The following is a 17,274-nucleotide window of genomic DNA, read 5'->3' on the forward strand; positions in this document are numbered from 1 at the left end:
AGGATTCCAAATGTAATAAAAAAGTGGAAAGTTTGTAATTGAATAAAGGAAAAGTAGAGTTTTTTGTTATCTTTGTCCACTGCTCTAATTAATTAAAAATAATACATGGGTTTAGTTACCGCGAAAGAAGTTGCAAAGGCAATAAATGTTGAGAAGTACGGAGTATTTGGTACTTTTTCAGGCTGGATTCTTATGAAGGTTCTTAAGATCTCGACCCTTAATAAAATTTACGATCATAATAAACATTTAGAGGATGTTGCTTTTCTAAACGGAATTTTGGATGAGATGGAAATCAAATTTGAAATTCCTGAAGAAGATTTAAAACGTTTGCCAAAAGATGGAGCTTATATTACCATTTCAAATCATCCGCTTGGAGGAATTGATGGGATTTTACTTTTGAAGTTAATGCTTGAAAGAGAGCCAAATTTCAAAATCATTGCTAATTTTTTATTACACCGTATTGTTCCGCTTAAAAAATATATCATGCCGGTTAATCCTTTTGAAAATCATAAGGATGCAAAATCAAGCGTGGTCGGAATAAAAGAAACGTTGCGCCATTTAAGCGATGGAAAACCTCTGGGGATTTTTCCTGCCGGAGAAGTTTCAACGTATAAAGACGGAAAATTAGTTGTTGACAAACCTTGGGAAGAAGGTGCAATAAAACTAATTAGAAAAGCTAAAGTTCCTGTTGTTCCGATTTATTTTCATGCCAAAAACAGTAAATTATTCTACTGGCTTTCTAAAATAGATGATACTTTAAGAACCGCAAAACTTCCTTCTGAGCTTTTGACTCAAAAAGATCGTGTAATTAAAGTTCGTATTGGAAAACCAATTTCTGTTAATGAACAAAATGAGCTGGAAACTTTTGAAGAATATTCAGAATTCTTAAGAAGAAAAACCTATATGTTGGCGAATCCTTTTGAAAAGGACACAAAACTTATTGATACAGCCAGTCTTAAAATCACAAAAGCGCCTAAAAAAATCGTTACGCCTGCAAGCGAATCAAAAATGATTGATGAAGTTCAGGCTTTACGAGAAAACGATTCACGTTTATTACAAAGTAAAAATTACGAAGTGTTTTTTGCCAGAGCAAAAGCAATTCCGAATATCATACATGAAATTGGCCGTCTTCGCGAAATTACTTTCCGTGAAGTTGGAGAAGGAACCAATGAATCGATTGATTTAGACGAATACGATCAATATTATCACCATATGTTTTTGTGGGATGATGATACCAAAAAAATCGCCGGAGCTTACCGAATGGGACTTGGTTCTGAAATTTATCCAAAACATGGAATTGAAGGTTTTTATTTGACAGACTTGTTCCGATTTGAGCCAGAACTTCATGATATGATGCATAAATCGATTGAAATGGGTCGTGCCTTTATCGTTCGTGAATATCAGCAAAAACCAATGCCTTTATTCTTATTATGGAAAGGTATTATACATACAACTTTACGTCATCCGGAACACAAATATTTGCTGGGCGGTGTAAGTATTAGCAATCAATTCTCTGATTTCTCTAAATCATTAATGATTGAGTTTATGAAATCAAATTATTACGATCCGTATATTGCACAATACATTCACCCGAAAAAAGCATATAAAGTAAAACTAAAAGACGCCGATAAAGATTTCATTTTTGATGAAGCAGAATCTGACTTAAATAAATTTGACAAAATAATCGACGAATTAGAACCAGGAAATTTACGTTTACCGGTTTTGATTAAGAAATACATCAAGCAAAATGCACGTGTTGTAGCTTTTAATGTCGATCCTTTATTTAATAATGCTGTAGACGGCTTAATGTACATTAGAATCGCCGATATTCCAGAAAGCACTATGAAACCAGTTATTGAAGAGTTTCAGGTAGAACTGGAGCGAAAATTATCTGAGAAAGAAGATTAATTTCGATATTATACAAATAAAAATCCCATCCGTACAGCGGATGGGATTTTTTGCTTAATTACAATTTTATCTGAATATGAATTAATTATTCATTTCCGATTTCATTCATTTCTTCAAATTGGTTTTTAGGATCGGCTCCATATTGATTTGGTCCTTTTTCACCATCAATACAGCACAAGTACAAATTATAATATGGAATAAGACAAAACCAGCCACTTTTACCTACGTCATGCATTCTTCTAATTGTAACCGCAATAGTAGGAACTATAATAGCAATTAAAAAAACACCTATTAATAATCCTCCAATGGTATCTGGCAATAAAGAGGATAGAAAAATCAATGCAAATATTAAAATATAATATGCTAATACAAACATCCAGTATTCCTTTCTTCGGGCTCTTCCATTAAAATTCGCATAATTCTCGAAAACTACTTTTTTAAACATTTCAATCATCTTCTTAAGACTTTTTATAATTTTCCTACTCTTGGGATTTTCGGTTACTCCTTTTAAACTTAACCTCAATATTACCAAGTTTAAAAAGAACAATCAGCTATTAAAAGTTATGATTATACAATAAAAAGACATTTTGAAACCCAAAATATAATAATGCAAAAAATCCCGCTCTTTCGAACGGGATTTTTATATGTTTTTAAAACCAGCCTTTATAACCTACTTGATAGGTCTGAAAAAAATCTTCATCAGATTTCGTCAGGTAAATGATTCCTTCTACAATTCCAATTACACCACCAATTCCGCACATAAGACCTAAAATCAATTGGATAATTCCTTCTTTGGTATAGCCCAAATAAAATTTATGGATTCCCAAAGCACCTAATAAAATAGCTAGAATTCCTGCAGAAATTTTCTTGTTTTCCTGCTGTGAACGAGGTGGATTATTCCAATGTTCTGTTTTTGTATTTTCCATTTTTTAATGTTTTTAAATTCTTATAAAATGTTAAGCAAAAAAAATCCCAACTGCCGCGACAGATGGGATTACTATTTATTATTTAGAACCAGCCTTTTTTACCAACCTGATAGGTTTGGTAAAACTCTTCGTCTGTTTTAGTCAGGTAAATAATTCCTTCAATAAGACCTATTAAACCACCTATCGTTCCACAAGTAACGATACCGATAATTAATTGAATTATTCCTTCTTGTGTATAGCCTAGAATAAATTTATGTACACCCAGACCCCCTAATAAAATCGCAAGTACTCCTGCAACAACTTTTTTATTTTCTGGTCTTGGCTGAGATGGTGTGTTCCAGCTTTCTGGTTTTGTAGTTTCCATTTATATATTATTATTTAATTATTGCAATTCAACTTTTCCAATTTCATTAATTTCTTCAACTTCATTTTTTGGATCCGTTCCATAATCGTTAGGACCAAAATCTCCCTCTGTACACATTAAAACCAATAACCAAATTCCACCAATGAAAGGAATAAAAGCAATAAAATAAAACCATCCGCTTTTTCCAACATCGTGTAATCTTCTAACAACAACTGCCAAAGTTGGCAAAAGAGTAGCAAATGAATATACAGCAAATGCAAAATACCCAACTAACAATCCTCCTAAAGCACTATCAAAAAAAGAACCTATAATTGCACCCAGAACAATGAATGATACAAGTATTATACATTGCATCAATGTGAAAAACCAATACTCACTTCTTCTTGCACGACCATTAAAATTTGCATAGTTTTCGAAAACTACTTTTTTGTACCATTCAATCATGATTTAATAAAATTGTTAACTTTTACCTACTCTTTTTAGGATTTTCGGTTTCTCCAGATTCCGTGAGAATATTTTATTTAGATTCATTCTTCGAAATTCGGAAACAATATTATTAAAAATTAGTAAATAAAACTAATAAGAATTACAAAATTTACAAGAAAAAACTCGTTATAAAATTCTAAAAATACAATCTTCTAAATAGCATATACCGCTTTAATCTTGTCTACAATTACCTGAGCCAAACGTTCGTGACTTTCAAAAGTCCAACCTGCGATATGTGGTGTAAGCAAAACGTTCTTCGCCTGTAACAAATACTGAAAAGCTTCGGGCGTATTTTTATCCTGAAACAGCGTTTCGAAAGACAATTTCTCATACTCCAACACATCCAAACCAGCGCCTAAGATCTTTTTTGACTTCATAGCTTCAACCAAATCTGCTGTAACTACATTTTTACCTCTTGAAGTATTTATAAGCCAAAATGGCTTCGAAAATGCATTTATAAAATCGGCATTGACCATTTTGTCTGTTTGCGGCGTCCAAGGAAGATGCAAACTCAAAACGTCCGTCTTATTTTGTAACTCCTGTAAGGAAACTTGCGTAGCATTTTCATCACCTACATTATCCAAAATATCATGACAAAGTACTTGAACATCAAAACCGCGAAGTTTTTTAGCAAAAGCTTTTCCCATATTTCCGTAACCAATAATTCCAACCGTTTTTCCATCCAGTTCATGACCACGATTGCTTTCTCGATTCCAGTGTCCGGCTTTCACTTCGGCGTCAGCCTGATTTAAATTATTAAAAAGGGACAATATTACGCCCAAAGAATGTTCCGCAACGGCATTACGATTTCCTTCCGGCGCTGCTATTAAGTGAATTCCTTTTGCTGAAGCGTAACCACAATCAATACTTTCAAGCCCTGCACCTACTCTTGCTATAAATTGCAAGTTAGTTGCATTATCTAAAAAAGTCTTATCAATCTTGAAACGACTGCGAATTACAACTCCGTTATAGTCCTGAATTTTAGCTTCAATTTCTTCCTTAGAAGATTTAAAATCGGCGTGATTTTCAAAACCCGCTTCTTCCAACTGATTCCATAAAACTGGATTATTACTATCGATATGTAAAATTTTTATACTCATGTTTAATTATTTTATAAAACAAAAATACAAGTAATTCTTTAAAAGTAACTTTAATAATTAATCTCGCAAAGACACTAAGTCGCAAAGATTTATCAAAGAGCTTTAATAAGTGTTACAGACATTCATTAAACCTTTTATGCCTTTACACCTATGCACCTTTGTACCTAAAGTTTTTTCTTAGTCAGATTTTTTTTAACTTTGAGGATACAAGACTAAAGAAATTCTTTCTTCAAAATCTTCACACCTTTCCAAAAATGAAACTCACCAAGACTTTTAACTCTTTTTTTAATAACGAAAAATCCGGCGGATTGCTCTTATTATTTGTTACAATCTGTTCTTTATACTTTGCCAATTCAGCTTATTCTCATGAATATGTTGCATTCTGGCACAAAGATTTGGGCGGACATTCGATCACTCATTGGATCAATGACGGTTTGATGACTATTTTCTTTCTGTTAATTGGTTTAGAATTAGAGCGCGAAATTTATCATGGTGAATTATCAAATATCAAAAATGCTTCGCTACCGATTATTGCGGCAATTGGCGGAATGATTATCCCAGCAGGAATTTTTCTTGCTTTAAACTATGGAACCGCTACACAAAACGGAGCCGGAATCCCAATGGCCACTGATATTGCTTTTGCTATCGGAATTCTATCCCTTCTTGGAAATAAAGTTCCTGCATCACTAAAAGTATTCCTAACTGCCTTGGCGGTGATTGATGATTTGGGCGCAATTTTGGTTATCGCTATTTTCTATACTTCCTCGATTGTTTTTATGAATCTTGCCATTGCGTTGGTCATTTGGCTTTTATTATTTGTTCTAAACCGAATGAAAATTCATAATCTGCTGCCTTACTTAATTGGAGGCGCTATAATGTGGTACTTTATGCTTAATTCTGGCGTTCATGCTACCATAACCGGAGTTATTCTAGCCTTTGTAATTCCGTTTGGAGATGGCGGCAAAAAAACTTCCTCGTATAGGCTGCAACACTTTCTGCACAAACCAGTGAGTTTTATCATTTTGCCATTATTTGCAATTGCCAACACCTGTATTGCGATCGAATCGGATTGGCACGAAGGCTTAAATCATCCAAATACTTTCGGAATTATATTAGGATTATTGGTAGGCAAGCCTTTAGGTATTATTCTTTTTTCATCAATTGGCGTAACGGCAGGATTATGCGCTTTACCAAAAAACCTGAAATGGGCACACATTTTGGGCGCCGGAATGCTGGGCGGAATTGGTTTTACAATGTCTATATTCATTACAATTTTGGCTTTTAAAGACCCTGAAACAATTGTTTTTTCTAAAATTGCCATTTTAATTGCTTCATTACTTTCAGGCTTCTTCGGGTTTTTCTATTTAAAATACACATTGAGTAAAAAACAAAATTTAAAATCATGATTGCAAGGATCTGGCACGGAAAAACAAAAGTCGAAGATTATGAGGTTTACACCGAATTCATGATCAAAACTGCCATTCCAGATTATGAAAAAACATTGGGATTTGTAAAGCTTTCTTTTTTAAGGAATATCAAAAACAACGAAGGTCATTTTACACTTATAACATATTGGAAAAATCTGGAAGTAATCAGGAATTTTGCCGGAGAAGACTTCGAAAAAGCAAAATATTATCCAGAAGATGAACATTTTCTATTAGAATTTGAAGAGCATGTTGAGCATTTTGAAGTATTTGCTTAAAATCAGAAATAAAATTGAATGAAAATGAAAAAGCTAAGAATCATACTTTTTTCTTTTACCACCATAATCTTAATTCTTGGCGTATCGCTTCTATTGAAAAAAAACAATTCTGAAAATCCATATAGTTCGACCCGAAGTGTATCTTCTTGCGGAAATGCCGATTTAACAACCAATCAAAAAAAAGGTAAAAAAGTATTTGATTCTAACTGTTTAGCCTGTCATAAATTAAACTCCAAATCAACCGGTCCGGCACTTCATGAAGTTGATTCATTAGTTTTTATAAATTGGCTAACGAATAAAAAACACAAAATCGACAGCACAAAAGTAGAAATACTAGCCATTGATTATCATAAAACGGTGTTCTCAAAAACATTAACCAAAAAAGATGTTTATGATTTAATAGAATACTGCCATTCGGAGTAAAATTTATAAAATAAAAAATTCCAAACTCCAACTTTAAAATTGGAATTTGGAATTTCTTATTTTATAAATTGGGATTTTATTTTAATAACCCTTTGATTTGTTTCAAAGAAGTTTTGATTCCTTTTATCAATGAAGAACTAAAACCATTGTGTTCCATTTCATTCAAACCGACAATTGTACAGCCTTGAGGCGTTGTTACACGGTCGATTAATTGTTCTGGATGCACTCGCTCTTCTAAAAGCATTTTTGCAGCTCCTTTTACCGTTTGAGCGGCTATTGCCAAAGCAGTATTAGAATCAAAACCAATTTCTATTCCGGCTTGCATCGAAGCACGAATGTATCGTAAAGCATATGCTGTTCCGCAAGCGCCTAAAACTGTCGCTGCATCCATCAATTTCTCATCAATAACCGGAGCAGTTCCTAAATCCTGAAACAAATCAACAATTGGCAAAGCTTCTTCACGGTCTGTTTCCGGAAAAGAAATACAAGTTGCCGATTCTCCAAATTGCGCCGCTATATTTGGCATAATACGTACCACCGGAAACTCATTATTTGTTTTGTCCTGAAGCATATCCAAAGACAATCCGCTAACAGCAGAAGCAATGGTTTTTCCTTTTATAACAGGAAGAATTTCAGCCAAAACCGTATCAACCTGATAAGGTTTTATAGTTAAAATTACAACATCAGCTTCCTGAATATTGTGTTTATTATCATTTGAAACTGTAATGCCGTATTCAGTCAAATATTGAATATTCGCTACGTTTCTTCTTGTAACTGTAACCTGATTGTTTTTCGAAAATTGAGCAATTCCCAAGGCAATAGAAACCCCAAGGTTTCCTCCTCCTATAATGTGTACATTCATGTTGCTTGGTTTAAGTTTATTTCTGGATGGTTAACATCTTGTTTCCCGCCTGCAAATTACACAGAATTTAAATATTTTAAATCACTGCAACGCGCTAATTTGTGGCAAAAATTTAGAAACCAAGAATCATTTTAGCTACTCCAAAGTAGAGCATAATCCCAAAAACGTCATTTGTTGTTGTGATAAACGGACCGGTCGCTATTGCGGGATCAATTTTGTTTTTATGTAAAAACAACGGTACTAAAGTCCCGAGAGTTGCAGCAAACAAAATCACAACAATCATAGAAATAGAAATTGCCATACCAACTAAATATTGCCCATACATAAGTGAATGATATCCAAGCAAAAGAAGCGAAATAATGCTTCCCGAAATCATAGAAACGGTAAGTTCCTTACTGAAATAACCGCGACTGAATTCTTTCAAAGTTCCGTTCGCCAAACCCTGAACTACGATTGCAGAAGCCTGAACTCCAATATTTCCAGCTGTTGCCGAAAGTAAAGGCACAAAAATAATTAAAGTTGAATACTTTTGAAAAGCACTTTCATTATCTTTTAAAACAAAAGATGCCACAATTTCGATTACCATTCCAATCAAAAGCCACGGAAGACGTGCTTTTGTCAGTTCAAGAACACTGTCATTACTTTCAATGTCCTGCGTAATACCCGCTGCCAACTGGTAATCTTTGTCGGCTTCTTCCTTGATTACGTCTACGATATCATCAATTGTAATTCTTCCTACTAAACGTCCGAGTTCATCTACAACCGGAATTGCTTCCAAATCGTATTTCTGCATAATACGAGCAACTTCGACATCTTCGGTATCTACTTTTACAAAATTTAATTTTCGGATATAAACATCACCAATCTGAGTTTTGGTTGAAGAAGTCAATAAATCTTTAAGCGATAATCTTCCTTTTAATCTGTTTTCATCGTCAACCACATAAATCGAATGAACTCTTGAGACATTTTCAGCCTGAATTCGCATCTCTTTTACGCAGGTCAAAACGTTCCAGTTTTCATTGACTTTCACAAGCTCTTTACCCATCAATCCACCCGCTGTATTTTCATCATAGCGTAATAAATCAACAATGTCTTTTGCGTGCTCAACATCGACCAACTCCGAGATAACTTCCTCTTTGATTTCTTGCGAAAGCTCAGCGATAATATCGGCAGCATCATTTGTTTCAAGCTCGTCAAGCTCTTCAGCAATTTCTTTTGGTGAAAGTCGGCTTAAGATATTTTCACGCAGATCTTCTTCTAGTTCAAGAAGAATTTCGGCCGTTTTATCACTATCTAAAACCTTAAAAATGTAAGTTGCTTCGTCAAAATCTAATTCTTCTAGAATTTCAGCGATATCAGCATGGTGAAGATCATTAAGTAAAACTTCAAGTTCATTGTCATTTTTCTTAACGATAAGTTCCTCTAATTGTTGGATAAATTCTTTGCTAACTTTGAACTCCATCGGCTTCTATTTTTTGAGTCAAAACAATAAATTCGTCAACGCTAAGTTGCTCTGGACGTTTATCAAAGATAGTGTCTTCTCGCAATTTATCTGATAAATTTAATGTTTTCAAACTGTTACGTAATGTTTTTCGTCTTTGCTGAAAAGCTGTTTTTACAACCGTAAAAAATAACTTTTCACCACAAGGAAGACTATAATCTTCCTTTCGGGTCATTTTCATCACACCCGACTTGACCTTGGGCGGAGGAATAAAAACATTTTCGTCTACAGTAAACAAATACTCAGTATCATAGAAAGCCTGTGCTAAAACAGACAGAATTCCGTAAGTTTTTGATCCTTTTTTCTCGCAGATTCGCTCCGCAACTTCCTTTTGAAACATTCCGGAAAATTCCGGAATCTGATCTCTGAACTCTAATGTTCTAAAAACAATTTGAGAAGAGATATTATAAGGAAAATTACCAATTATGGCGAATTGCTTGTTTTCGTAAATCTGATTTATGTTGTATTTCAGGAAGTCTTCTGAAATAATTTTATCTTTTAATTTTGGATAATTTGCGTCCAAATACGCAACAGATTCAGTGTCAATCTCGATTACTCGCGTCGTAACTGATTTGTCAAGTAAATATTTAGTGAGCACACCCATCCCTGGTCCTATTTCTAAAACCTCATCATATCCCTTCAAGCTCAAAGTATCGGCAATTGCTTTTGCGATGCTTTCGTCTTTAAGGAAATGCTGTCCTAAATGTTTTTTGGCTTTTACTTTTTCCATTTTCTTACTTGTTTTGCCACGAGGGCGCAAAAGTATTCTTTTTACCCCGAAGGGTCAAAGCTTATTCTGTTTTTTTTGCCACGAAGGCACAAAGACACAAAGCTTTATTTTTTTATTCTCCACAAAGACTTGGATTTCTACAATTTTTAGAAAATCTAAGAATCTAATAATCTAACGATCTTTTTAATGTTCTGAAATAACTTCCAATTCTGTTCTGAAAGAAAGCATTTTATCTGCAAACAATTCTAAAGCTTCTCTGTCAAAATTTGGCTGATCTTCAAGATAATATCGCTCCAACGTATCTTTACTGTCTGTTGTATATTGAACCGAATACGTAATTCCGCCCATTTCTTCTTCCACCAAAACCTTTACAATTCGTGCAGATGAAAATTTTTCAGTTGCCAGAATTTCCGGTATGTGTTTTTCCTGCATCCATTTCAACCATTGATCGTGAACGCTTTCGTGTATATTTGTGGTAATGTTGTAAATAATCATTTTTTTTAAAGTTTCTGAGATTCTTAGATACTAAGATTCTAAGTTTTTTTACTTTGAGAATCTTAAAAACCGCTGTTGAATCATCGCATTCCTAATTCTTTTTTAATCTTTTATTCGGTTAAACGGTTAATCGATTCACCGGTTAAACCCAACTATAAATTCTTATCTCCTCTTAATTCTCGGTATTTTTTTCTGGCATCAACAAAGTAAATACTATCCTGATGATTAAAAATTACCTTTTCATATAAAGGCTTTGCTTTTTCTATATCTTTTAATTCGTCATTGTAAATTTCTGCTGAGAAAAACAGCGCTTCGTCTACATAAATTCCGTCGCTATGATTGTCAATGATTTGCTGGTATTGGCTTAAAGCCAAATTATACTCTTTCAGGCTTTCATAAACTTTACCTAAACGCAACAATGTAACAGCTTCTATTTCCTGTCCTTTAAAGGTTTTCAGAATGTTCTGAAACTGCGTTATAGCTTCTTGTTTTTTATTCTGATAAATTAAAAAATCACCTTTTGCAAACTGCTTCAAAGCCGTTTGGGTCGAATCTGCGGCGGTGTTATCGTTTATCAATAAAAAATACTCCAGTGCGTCATTTGCAATCAATTGCGTGCTGGCCGCTTTTAATTCTTTAAACTGTTTTAAAGCCCATTCGAAATCGGTTTTAAAATAACTTGTTTTCGCTGCTTTCAAACTCGCTTCGTGCGCCATAACATCATTCTTTAAATCCAATTGAATCTGAGAATAATAAATTAACGCCTGATTGAACTTTTCTTCAAGAAGCAAAATATCTGCAAGCTCCATTTTGGCATCTGCTTCCTGATAATCGGTCAGATTTAATTCTAAAGCTTTTTTTACAACGGCAAGACCTTCATCAGTCTTTTTCATATTAAAAGCCAGAAAATGCGCTCTAATTAATTGCAAAGATAAGCTAAAAGGAGTTACCTCATAAGTTGTGAGCAATTGCTGCAGCTCAGTATCAATAAGCGGATAATCTTTTTCCTGTGCTTTATCAATTTTTATCTGCATTAGATATGCATTTGACTGAATCAGCAAATTGAGATCGTTTGTGTTCTGAAGAATAAAATTCAATATTTCGGTCGCGGTTTCGGTATCATCTTCATTCATAGCAAACTGACTAAGATTTACAATACTTGCAAGCGATTCCGGCTCACGTTTGTAGATCGCTTTTTCCTGAATAAAAGCTTTTCCGAATTCTTTCTGCTGTACATAAAACCAGCTTAAATAATGATTCCAGAAAACATCCTGATCTTTTTGGGTTTTCAGAATTAAGGCTTTACGCATAGCATCTTTAAAAGCGGTATTATCTGTCTCACCATTCATGAAACGGGATAATTGCGTCTGAATCAAATTACTGTTTTGCGGATTTTGATAGGATTCTGTTAGCAAAAGATCAATCATTTGATCTGTTTTTCCAAGTTGTCCGTACAACATTCCAATTTGGAAATTGAAATTATAATTTGGTTGAACCTGCATTGCCGTTTGATAGGCTTTTAAAGCATATTCAAGCAAAACTTTTTTCTCGAAAGAATTTCCAATTCCGTAAACATCATTTGGGTTTTTCTGGATTTTTTCGATAGCCTGATCGTAGTAATTTTTAGCTTTAGCTTCATTTTTCTGCAGCTGATAATTATAACCTAATTCTACTAAAAAAACGCCTTGTTTGTATTTATTATAACGATCCTGAATGGCTTTTTCTGCCACACCAAATTGCTGCAATTGCTGATAACAATCGACCGTTCTTAAAAAATATTGTGTATTTGACGGCGAACTGTTTAAAAGCTCTTCATAACTGATTTTTGCTTTTTCGAAATCACCTTTATCGTAGTAATATTGAGCAAGTTGCTCATTTTGAGAAAATGTAAGACCTGACCACAGTAAAACGATATAGATAAAGATGTTTTTCATATTTCAGTTTTTTAGTCGCAGTTTAGTCGCAGTCGCAGTTTACAGTCCCAATATAAAACTGTAAACTGTAAACTGAGACTGTAAACTATCCTCAAATTTCAGTTCTTGATTTCCAGACAATCAAAGTTAATCCAATTAAAATAAAGGGAATACTTAGAATTTGCCCCATATTGATGATCATACTATTTTCAAATACTTCTTGATTTTCCTTAAAAAATTCAATTATAAATCTAGCTAAAAACAATAACGTTAAAAAAGTTCCGAATAGTAATCCGCTAGTTTGCTTTATTTTATCTGATTTATACATCCAAAATAAAACTCCAAAAATCAACAAATATGCAAATGCTTCGTACAATTGCGTTGGATGTCTCGGAATTAAATCGTCTCTTTGAAAAACAACACCCCAATTTCCATTAGTAGGTTTTCCGTAAATTTCCGAATTCATAAAATTTCCGAATCTGATAAAAGCGCCTGTAACCGGAACACCAATTGCCATTCTATCTAAAAGCCACAAAAGCTTTACTTTGTATTTTCTGCAATATAAAATCATTGCGATTAAAACACCTATCGTTCCGCCATGACTAGCTAAACCGCGAAAACCAACAAACTTGTAAACTCCACCTATTTTCTCAATTGGTAAAAGTATTTCTATTGGATGCTGCAGAAAATATTCAGGTTCATAAAAAAAGCAATGTCCTAATCTTGCTCCTAAAATTGTTCCCACAATTACGTAAACCAATAAACTATCGAGGTTTTCTACGGAAATGTTTTCTTTTTTATAAATATTTCGGACAATATAATAGCCTAATAAAAGTCCGATGGCAAAAAGAGCTCCATAATATTTTAAAGGAAAACTATCTGTAATCATTACAATTACAGGATCTACATTCCAATTTAGAATTCCGCTCATATTATTTTATTTATGCTAATTATTAAAACTAAGAAACCTAACAGGTTTATCCCGAAGCCTCGGGACTGTTAGGTTTAATTCTCTAAATTACGAAAAATTTAGTTTATAATATCAAATCCGCAGTACGGACGTAAAACTTCTGGAATTACGATTCCTTCCGGAGTTTGGTAATTTTCTAAAATTCCGGCCAAAACTCTAGGCAAAGCCAATGAACTTCCGTTCAAAGTGTGCGCCAATTGATTTTTTCCGTCTTTGTCTTTGAAACGTAATTTCAAACGATTCGCCTGAAATGTTTCGAAGTTAGAAACAGAACTAATTTCTAACCAACGATCCTGAGCGGTAGAAAACACTTCAAAATCATAAGTCAAAGCCGATGTGAATCCCATATCGCCTCCGCAAAGACGTAAAATTCTATATGGTAATTTCAATTCCTGAAGAATGTTTTTCACATGTTCAACCATTCCGTCAAGCGCTGCATAAGAATTATCCGGATGCTCAATACGTACGATTTCTACTTTATCAAATTGGTGCAAACGGTTTAATCCGCGCACGTGCGCTCCGTAAGAACCTGCTTCACGACGGAAACATGGCGTATACGCTGTATGTAAAACCGGTAATTCGCTTTCGTTCAAAATAACATCACGGAATAAATTCGTAACCGGAACCTCAGCCGTTGGAATCAAATATAAATCATCAATTGTTGAATGATACATTTGTCCTTCTTTGTCTGGTAATTGTCCTGTTCCAAATCCTGAAGCTTCGTTTACCAAATGCGGAACCTGAACTTCGTTGTATCCTGCAGCAGTATTTTTATCTAAAAAATAGTTGATTAAAGCACGCTGTAAACGAGCTCCTTTTCCTTTGTAAACAGGAAAACCTGCACCAGTAATTTTAACACCCAACTCAAAATCGATGATATCGTATTTTTTTACCAATTCCCAGTGCGGTTGTGCGCCTTCGTGTAAAACCGGAACTTCACCTTCTTCAAAAACGTTCAAATTGTCATCTGGAGTTTTTCCTTCAGGAACAATATCAGCCGGAAGATTTGGCAAAGTGTATAATTTGTTCGTCAATTCAACAGCAAGAGCTTCAGCTTTTTCGCCAAGTTCTTTGCTTTTTTCTTTTAACGAAACTGTTTTTTCTTTTAAAATGGCCGCTTTAGATTTCTCTCCCGCTTTCATCAATTCGCCAATATCTTTGGATAATTTATTAGATTCAGATAAAACATTGTCTAATTCTACTTGCGCAGCACGACGGTTTTCATCTAATTGCACCACCTCTTCAACAACGCTTTTAGCATCGATATTTCGTTTTGCTAAAGCCTTGATTACTTTCTCCTGATTTTCTCTAATAAATGCGATTTGTAACATAGCTTGATTTTTGTAACTAATGTATTTTTTTTTATAATGGAAGCAAATTTAAGGAAATGTTTCCTAAGATTAAGACAAAGTTTGTTGGGAAAAAGTTATTTCGAAGAGATACATTAAGATTTCACAGAGATTCACAAAGTTTTCTTTTTGTCTTCATGGTTTTTCTTTATGAATTTCTTTAAAATAATGGCAACAAAAAAACGGAAACAACTTCAAAAAAAGTCATTTCCGTTTTATGTTGCCTCAAAAAAAAGTAACAACAATGCGTTTTTATAATTATCTGGTATAAACTGTGATAATTCCCGCTGCATCTTTCACTTTCAATTCCTTAAGTGTAAGATTCACGATATCCTGAGTTTTAGTCACCCCATTTATAACCGTAGTTATATTATTATGAGATCTTGAATAAATTCCTGATTGCACTGTTAATGCACAAGCGCTCACAGCTGAACTGTAATCACCAACATTTACTGTATTATCCAATTTTAGTTCTAGATAATCTCTACTACATCCACTTTGGTTTTCTACTGGATCGCTCAATTGTTCCGTTCCATTAACAATAATTCCTGTTTTACTTAAATCCCATTTTCCTTCTAGCGGAATTAATGTTTCTCCTTCATTGTCATCGCTGCTACACGAACCTGCAAATAATCCCATGCATAATAATAGTCCGAAAAATATACGTTTAGTTTTCATGTTTGATTTCTTTAAAATTAATACTGCTAAATTAATTTCGAAGCAATCCGAATTTGTTACACAACTTGAAAAAACACTTATATAATTCCTACAAATTAATCTAAAAATAGAATTTTACTTATTTTCGACAAGTAATTCCTGAAGTTCTTTGGTTTTTATATACGCTGCAAAACGACCTGAAAGCAATAGCATTTCTTTTTCTTCGGGAGTAGTTTTTAATTTAGTTTCAACATGAGATGCATATTCATATAACATTAAAAGTTCGCTGGCACCAAAATCCTTAAACTTTTCTTTATCTAAGCTAGCCAGTTGTGCTTCGCCGTTTTTATCAATTTTAAAACTTTGCAATCCAAATTTCGCAATCAAATGCGCTTTAAAATCATCATGAAGTTTAAGCCAGCTTGCCGTTTCATCATCAGAATTTTTTAGCTGCGTTACCAGATCTTCGTATGCCTGATCTTTTTTCAATGTCAATAAATATTCGCGCAAAGTCGTAAAACCAATAACCTGATAATTTGAAGTCGGAATTTTATATTTCTCCAGAACATTTTGAACATCCCTTTCAAAAGTAATATAGCGCGTTTGGACCGTATATAAAGATGCTGTTTCAAGTAACGATAACAACCTAATTTTTTCATCATTTATAAAAGGTGCTTTTTTACCCTGACCCAAACAATCAATAAAAAGCGCTTTTTTGTTTTTGTCCTTTACTTTAGAATCGTTGTGAAGCAATTCAATCAAAGTTTCATAACCCGTATTATCAGATGCGCCGCCATCAATCACGCATAAAATTTTATCCTGATTTTTAATTCCGAATTTGGTTTTTGGGAGTACACCCGGAAAAGCTGAACTTGCCGTAATAGCATAAGTAAGCGGAAAATCATAACCATTATTAATTTCATTTCCGTCAAGCGGAAGTGACGCTTTATTCGGCGCAAGCGAAGAATTAATTTTCATATTACGGATAATATGCGGCATAAAAGGAAAACGTTCTCCATTATTGTAAGCCGTTCCGTTAGCAACCATAATAGGAAGCTGCGGTTTTAGTTTGCTGTCCTTCGGAATAAAAAAATCCGATAAAAGCATTTGGGTTTTAAACTTATTCTCGTTTTGAGGATTCGTACTATCGTATTGCAAAACTTCCAAATCTAATCTTTGTGCCATGGAAACCTTTTCGCCCTTTTCGTTTCGGCTATTGTTCAGGAGAGAAAGGATTGTAGCCGATTTATTTACGTCAGATTTGTAGGCATCGGCTTTAGAGAAATAAAACTCATTAAAACTACAGTTTTCATATTGCAGTTTGTTTTTCAGAATCGTCAAATAATATCCTGCCGAATAACAACCACCAGAAACAGTGGAAAAATAATCGATTTCATTCAAAAAATTATGATTAGAATCTGTTTTCCAAACTTCCTCTAATCCTAGAAGAACGCCCAAACTAAAAAACTGCGCTCTCGATCCTCCTCCGGAAATCCCAATTCCCAAAGCAATATTTGGATTTTGAAACTGCGTATTTCGCTCCTGAACCGATTTATAATCATCTAAAGAAACCGCCGGAATGGAATTATAATTTATCTCTGAAAAAAGATTGATTTTGTTTTGGGAAAATCCGATTTGAACAAAAAGAAAAAACAATATTAAACTGTATAGATTCTTCATTTTGAATTAATTATTATGAAAAGCGAATTTAATAAAGATTTTCTAAAAAGGGACAAAGAGACAAAGGTTCAAAGATTCAAAGGTCTTTTTAAAGGAACGTAAATGAATCTCGCAAAGTCGCGAAGTCGCAAAGTTTTTAATTCTCTTTGCGACTTCGCGACTTCGCGTGATTAAAAAAACTTTGTATATCTCTGCAGTAAAAAATCTC

General features: G+C 33.9%; 18 protein-coding genes. 4 read left to right on the forward strand and 14 right to left on the reverse strand.

Annotated features, from left to right (window positions below; genetic code table 11):
• The first annotated feature begins 105 nt into the window (after positions 1-105).
• Positions 106-1,908 carry a GNAT family N-acyltransferase gene (locus tag BD847_RS07275; RefSeq protein WP_115887631.1) on the forward strand — a complete coding sequence of 601 codons (1,803 nt, stop codon included), beginning with the start codon at positions 106-108 and terminating at the stop codon, positions 1,906-1,908.
• A gap of 85 nt (positions 1,909-1,993) precedes the next feature.
• Here BD847_RS07275 and BD847_RS07280 read toward each other — a convergent pair whose 3' ends face one another.
• The 5 genes from BD847_RS07280 to BD847_RS07300 all read right to left on the reverse strand — a co-directional run bounded on the left by BD847_RS07280 (position 1,994) and on the right by BD847_RS07300 (position 4,784).
• Positions 1,994-2,362, reverse strand: coding sequence for a DUF805 domain-containing protein (locus BD847_RS07280; RefSeq protein WP_208641792.1), 369 nt, complete (start codon positions 2,360-2,362; stop codon positions 1,994-1,996).
• Positions 2,363-2,558: 196 nt separating this feature from the next.
• Positions 2,559-2,834, reverse strand: a complete 276-nt coding sequence (locus tag BD847_RS07285) for a TM2 domain-containing protein (RefSeq protein ID WP_115887632.1) — start codon at positions 2,832-2,834, stop codon at positions 2,559-2,561.
• 82 nt (positions 2,835-2,916) lie between these two features.
• On the reverse strand, positions 2,917-3,198 hold the full coding sequence (locus BD847_RS07290; protein WP_115887633.1) for a TM2 domain-containing protein: 282 nt from the start codon (positions 3,196-3,198) through the stop codon (positions 2,917-2,919).
• Positions 3,199-3,216: 18 nt separating this feature from the next.
• Positions 3,217-3,642, reverse strand: coding sequence for a DUF805 domain-containing protein (locus BD847_RS07295; RefSeq protein ID WP_115887634.1), 426 nt, complete (start codon positions 3,640-3,642; stop codon positions 3,217-3,219).
• 194 nt (positions 3,643-3,836) lie between these two features.
• A complete protein-coding gene (locus BD847_RS07300; RefSeq protein WP_115887635.1) occupies positions 3,837-4,784 on the reverse strand; it encodes a 2-hydroxyacid dehydrogenase in 948 nt (315 codons plus the stop codon).
• A 254-nt stretch (positions 4,785-5,038) separates the two neighbouring features.
• On the opposite strand from BD847_RS07300, the gene nhaA reads away from it, so the two are divergent.
• From nhaA to BD847_RS07315, 3 genes are read left to right on the forward strand one after another with little or no spacing between them, the layout of a single operon-like run.
• Positions 5,039-6,190: a Na+/H+ antiporter NhaA gene (nhaA, locus tag BD847_RS07305; RefSeq protein ID WP_115887636.1), complete on the forward strand. Its 1,152-nt coding sequence runs from the start codon at positions 5,039-5,041 to the stop codon at positions 6,188-6,190.
• Positions 6,187-6,486 carry an antibiotic biosynthesis monooxygenase gene (locus BD847_RS07310; protein ID WP_115887637.1) on the forward strand — a complete coding sequence of 100 codons (300 nt, stop codon included), beginning with the start codon at positions 6,187-6,189 and terminating at the stop codon, positions 6,484-6,486. The genes nhaA and BD847_RS07310 overlap by 4 nt, the downstream gene beginning before the upstream one ends.
• A 24-nt stretch (positions 6,487-6,510) precedes the next feature.
• On the forward strand, positions 6,511-6,909 hold the full coding sequence (locus tag BD847_RS07315; RefSeq protein ID WP_167443837.1) for a c-type cytochrome: 399 nt from the start codon (positions 6,511-6,513) through the stop codon (positions 6,907-6,909).
• Positions 6,910-6,985: 76 nt separating this feature from the next.
• Here BD847_RS07315 and proC read toward each other — a convergent pair whose 3' ends face one another.
• From proC to BD847_RS07360, 9 genes are all read right to left on the reverse strand, one after another.
• The gene (gene proC, locus BD847_RS07320; protein WP_115887639.1) at positions 6,986-7,771 is read right to left on the reverse strand and encodes a pyrroline-5-carboxylate reductase; all 786 of its coding nucleotides are present in this window, start codon (positions 7,769-7,771) and stop codon (positions 6,986-6,988) included.
• Positions 7,772-7,883: 112 nt separating this feature from the next.
• A complete protein-coding gene (gene mgtE, locus BD847_RS07325; protein ID WP_115887640.1) occupies positions 7,884-9,233 on the reverse strand; it encodes a magnesium transporter in 1,350 nt (449 codons plus the stop codon).
• Positions 9,217-10,002: a 16S rRNA (adenine(1518)-N(6)/adenine(1519)-N(6))-dimethyltransferase RsmA gene (gene rsmA, locus BD847_RS07330; protein WP_115887641.1), complete on the reverse strand. Its 786-nt coding sequence runs from the start codon at positions 10,000-10,002 to the stop codon at positions 9,217-9,219. The genes mgtE and rsmA overlap by 17 nt, the downstream gene beginning before the upstream one ends.
• 183 nt (positions 10,003-10,185) lie before the next feature.
• On the reverse strand, positions 10,186-10,497 hold the full coding sequence (locus tag BD847_RS07335) for a DUF4286 family protein (protein WP_115887642.1): 312 nt from the start codon (positions 10,495-10,497) through the stop codon (positions 10,186-10,188).
• Between the two features lie 152 nt (positions 10,498-10,649).
• Positions 10,650-12,431: a tetratricopeptide repeat protein gene (locus BD847_RS07340; protein ID WP_115887643.1), complete on the reverse strand. Its 1,782-nt coding sequence runs from the start codon at positions 12,429-12,431 to the stop codon at positions 10,650-10,652.
• A 91-nt stretch (positions 12,432-12,522) separates the two neighbouring features.
• Entirely contained in the window at positions 12,523-13,341 is an 819-nt protein-coding gene (gene lgt, locus BD847_RS07345) for a prolipoprotein diacylglyceryl transferase (protein WP_115887644.1), read from the reverse strand.
• 98 nt (positions 13,342-13,439) lie between these two features.
• Positions 13,440-14,711: a serine--tRNA ligase gene (serS, locus tag BD847_RS07350; protein ID WP_115887645.1), complete on the reverse strand. Its 1,272-nt coding sequence runs from the start codon at positions 14,709-14,711 to the stop codon at positions 13,440-13,442.
• Between the two features lie 276 nt (positions 14,712-14,987).
• The gene (locus tag BD847_RS07355; protein ID WP_115887646.1) at positions 14,988-15,407 is read right to left on the reverse strand and encodes a lipocalin family protein; all 420 of its coding nucleotides are present in this window, start codon (positions 15,405-15,407) and stop codon (positions 14,988-14,990) included.
• 114 nt (positions 15,408-15,521) lie between these two features.
• Positions 15,522-17,066: a patatin-like phospholipase family protein gene (locus BD847_RS07360; protein WP_115887647.1), complete on the reverse strand. Its 1,545-nt coding sequence runs from the start codon at positions 17,064-17,066 to the stop codon at positions 15,522-15,524.
• Positions 17,067-17,274: the final 208 nt, after the last annotated feature.

This window comes from Flavobacterium cutihirudinis (assembly GCF_003385895.1).
GTDB lineage: Bacteria > Bacteroidota > Bacteroidia > Flavobacteriales > Flavobacteriaceae > Flavobacterium > Flavobacterium cutihirudinis.

Excerpts from the sequence above, each read along its gene's own strand:
- mgtE (WP_115887640.1), bottom strand. The coding sequence starts at position 9,233 with ATGGAGTTCAAAGTTAGCAAAGAATTTATCCAACAATTAGAGGAACTT.
- BD847_RS07355 (WP_115887646.1), bottom strand. The coding sequence starts at position 15,407 with ATGAAAACTAAACGTATATTTTTCGGACTATTATTATGCATGGGATTA.
- BD847_RS07300 (WP_115887635.1), bottom strand. The coding sequence starts at position 4,784 with ATGAGTATAAAAATTTTACATATCGATAGTAATAATCCAGTTTTATGG.
- BD847_RS07285 (WP_115887632.1), bottom strand. The coding sequence starts at position 2,834 with ATGGAAAATACAAAAACAGAACATTGGAATAATCCACCTCGTTCACAG.
- serS (WP_115887645.1), bottom strand. The coding sequence starts at position 14,711 with ATGTTACAAATCGCATTTATTAGAGAAAATCAGGAGAAAGTAATCAAG.
- BD847_RS07290 (WP_115887633.1), bottom strand. The coding sequence starts at position 3,198 with ATGGAAACTACAAAACCAGAAAGCTGGAACACACCATCTCAGCCAAGA.
- BD847_RS07335 (WP_115887642.1), bottom strand. The coding sequence starts at position 10,497 with ATGATTATTTACAACATTACCACAAATATACACGAAAGCGTTCACGAT.
- BD847_RS07275 (WP_115887631.1), top strand. The coding sequence starts at position 106 with ATGGGTTTAGTTACCGCGAAAGAAGTTGCAAAGGCAATAAATGTTGAG.
- rsmA (WP_115887641.1), bottom strand. The coding sequence starts at position 10,002 with ATGGAAAAAGTAAAAGCCAAAAAACATTTAGGACAGCATTTCCTTAAA.
- BD847_RS07315 (WP_167443837.1), top strand. The coding sequence starts at position 6,511 with ATGAAAAAGCTAAGAATCATACTTTTTTCTTTTACCACCATAATCTTA.
- nhaA (WP_115887636.1), top strand. The coding sequence starts at position 5,039 with ATGAAACTCACCAAGACTTTTAACTCTTTTTTTAATAACGAAAAATCC.
- BD847_RS07295 (WP_115887634.1), bottom strand. The coding sequence starts at position 3,642 with ATGATTGAATGGTACAAAAAAGTAGTTTTCGAAAACTATGCAAATTTT.
- lgt (WP_115887644.1), bottom strand. The coding sequence starts at position 13,341 with ATGAGCGGAATTCTAAATTGGAATGTAGATCCTGTAATTGTAATGATT.
- BD847_RS07310 (WP_115887637.1), top strand. The coding sequence starts at position 6,187 with ATGATTGCAAGGATCTGGCACGGAAAAACAAAAGTCGAAGATTATGAG.
- BD847_RS07360 (WP_115887647.1), bottom strand. The coding sequence starts at position 17,066 with ATGAAGAATCTATACAGTTTAATATTGTTTTTTCTTTTTGTTCAAATC.
- BD847_RS07340 (WP_115887643.1), bottom strand. The coding sequence starts at position 12,431 with ATGAAAAACATCTTTATCTATATCGTTTTACTGTGGTCAGGTCTTACA.
- proC (WP_115887639.1), bottom strand. The coding sequence starts at position 7,771 with ATGAATGTACACATTATAGGAGGAGGAAACCTTGGGGTTTCTATTGCC.
- BD847_RS07280 (WP_208641792.1), bottom strand. The coding sequence starts at position 2,362 with ATGATTGAAATGTTTAAAAAAGTAGTTTTCGAGAATTATGCGAATTTT.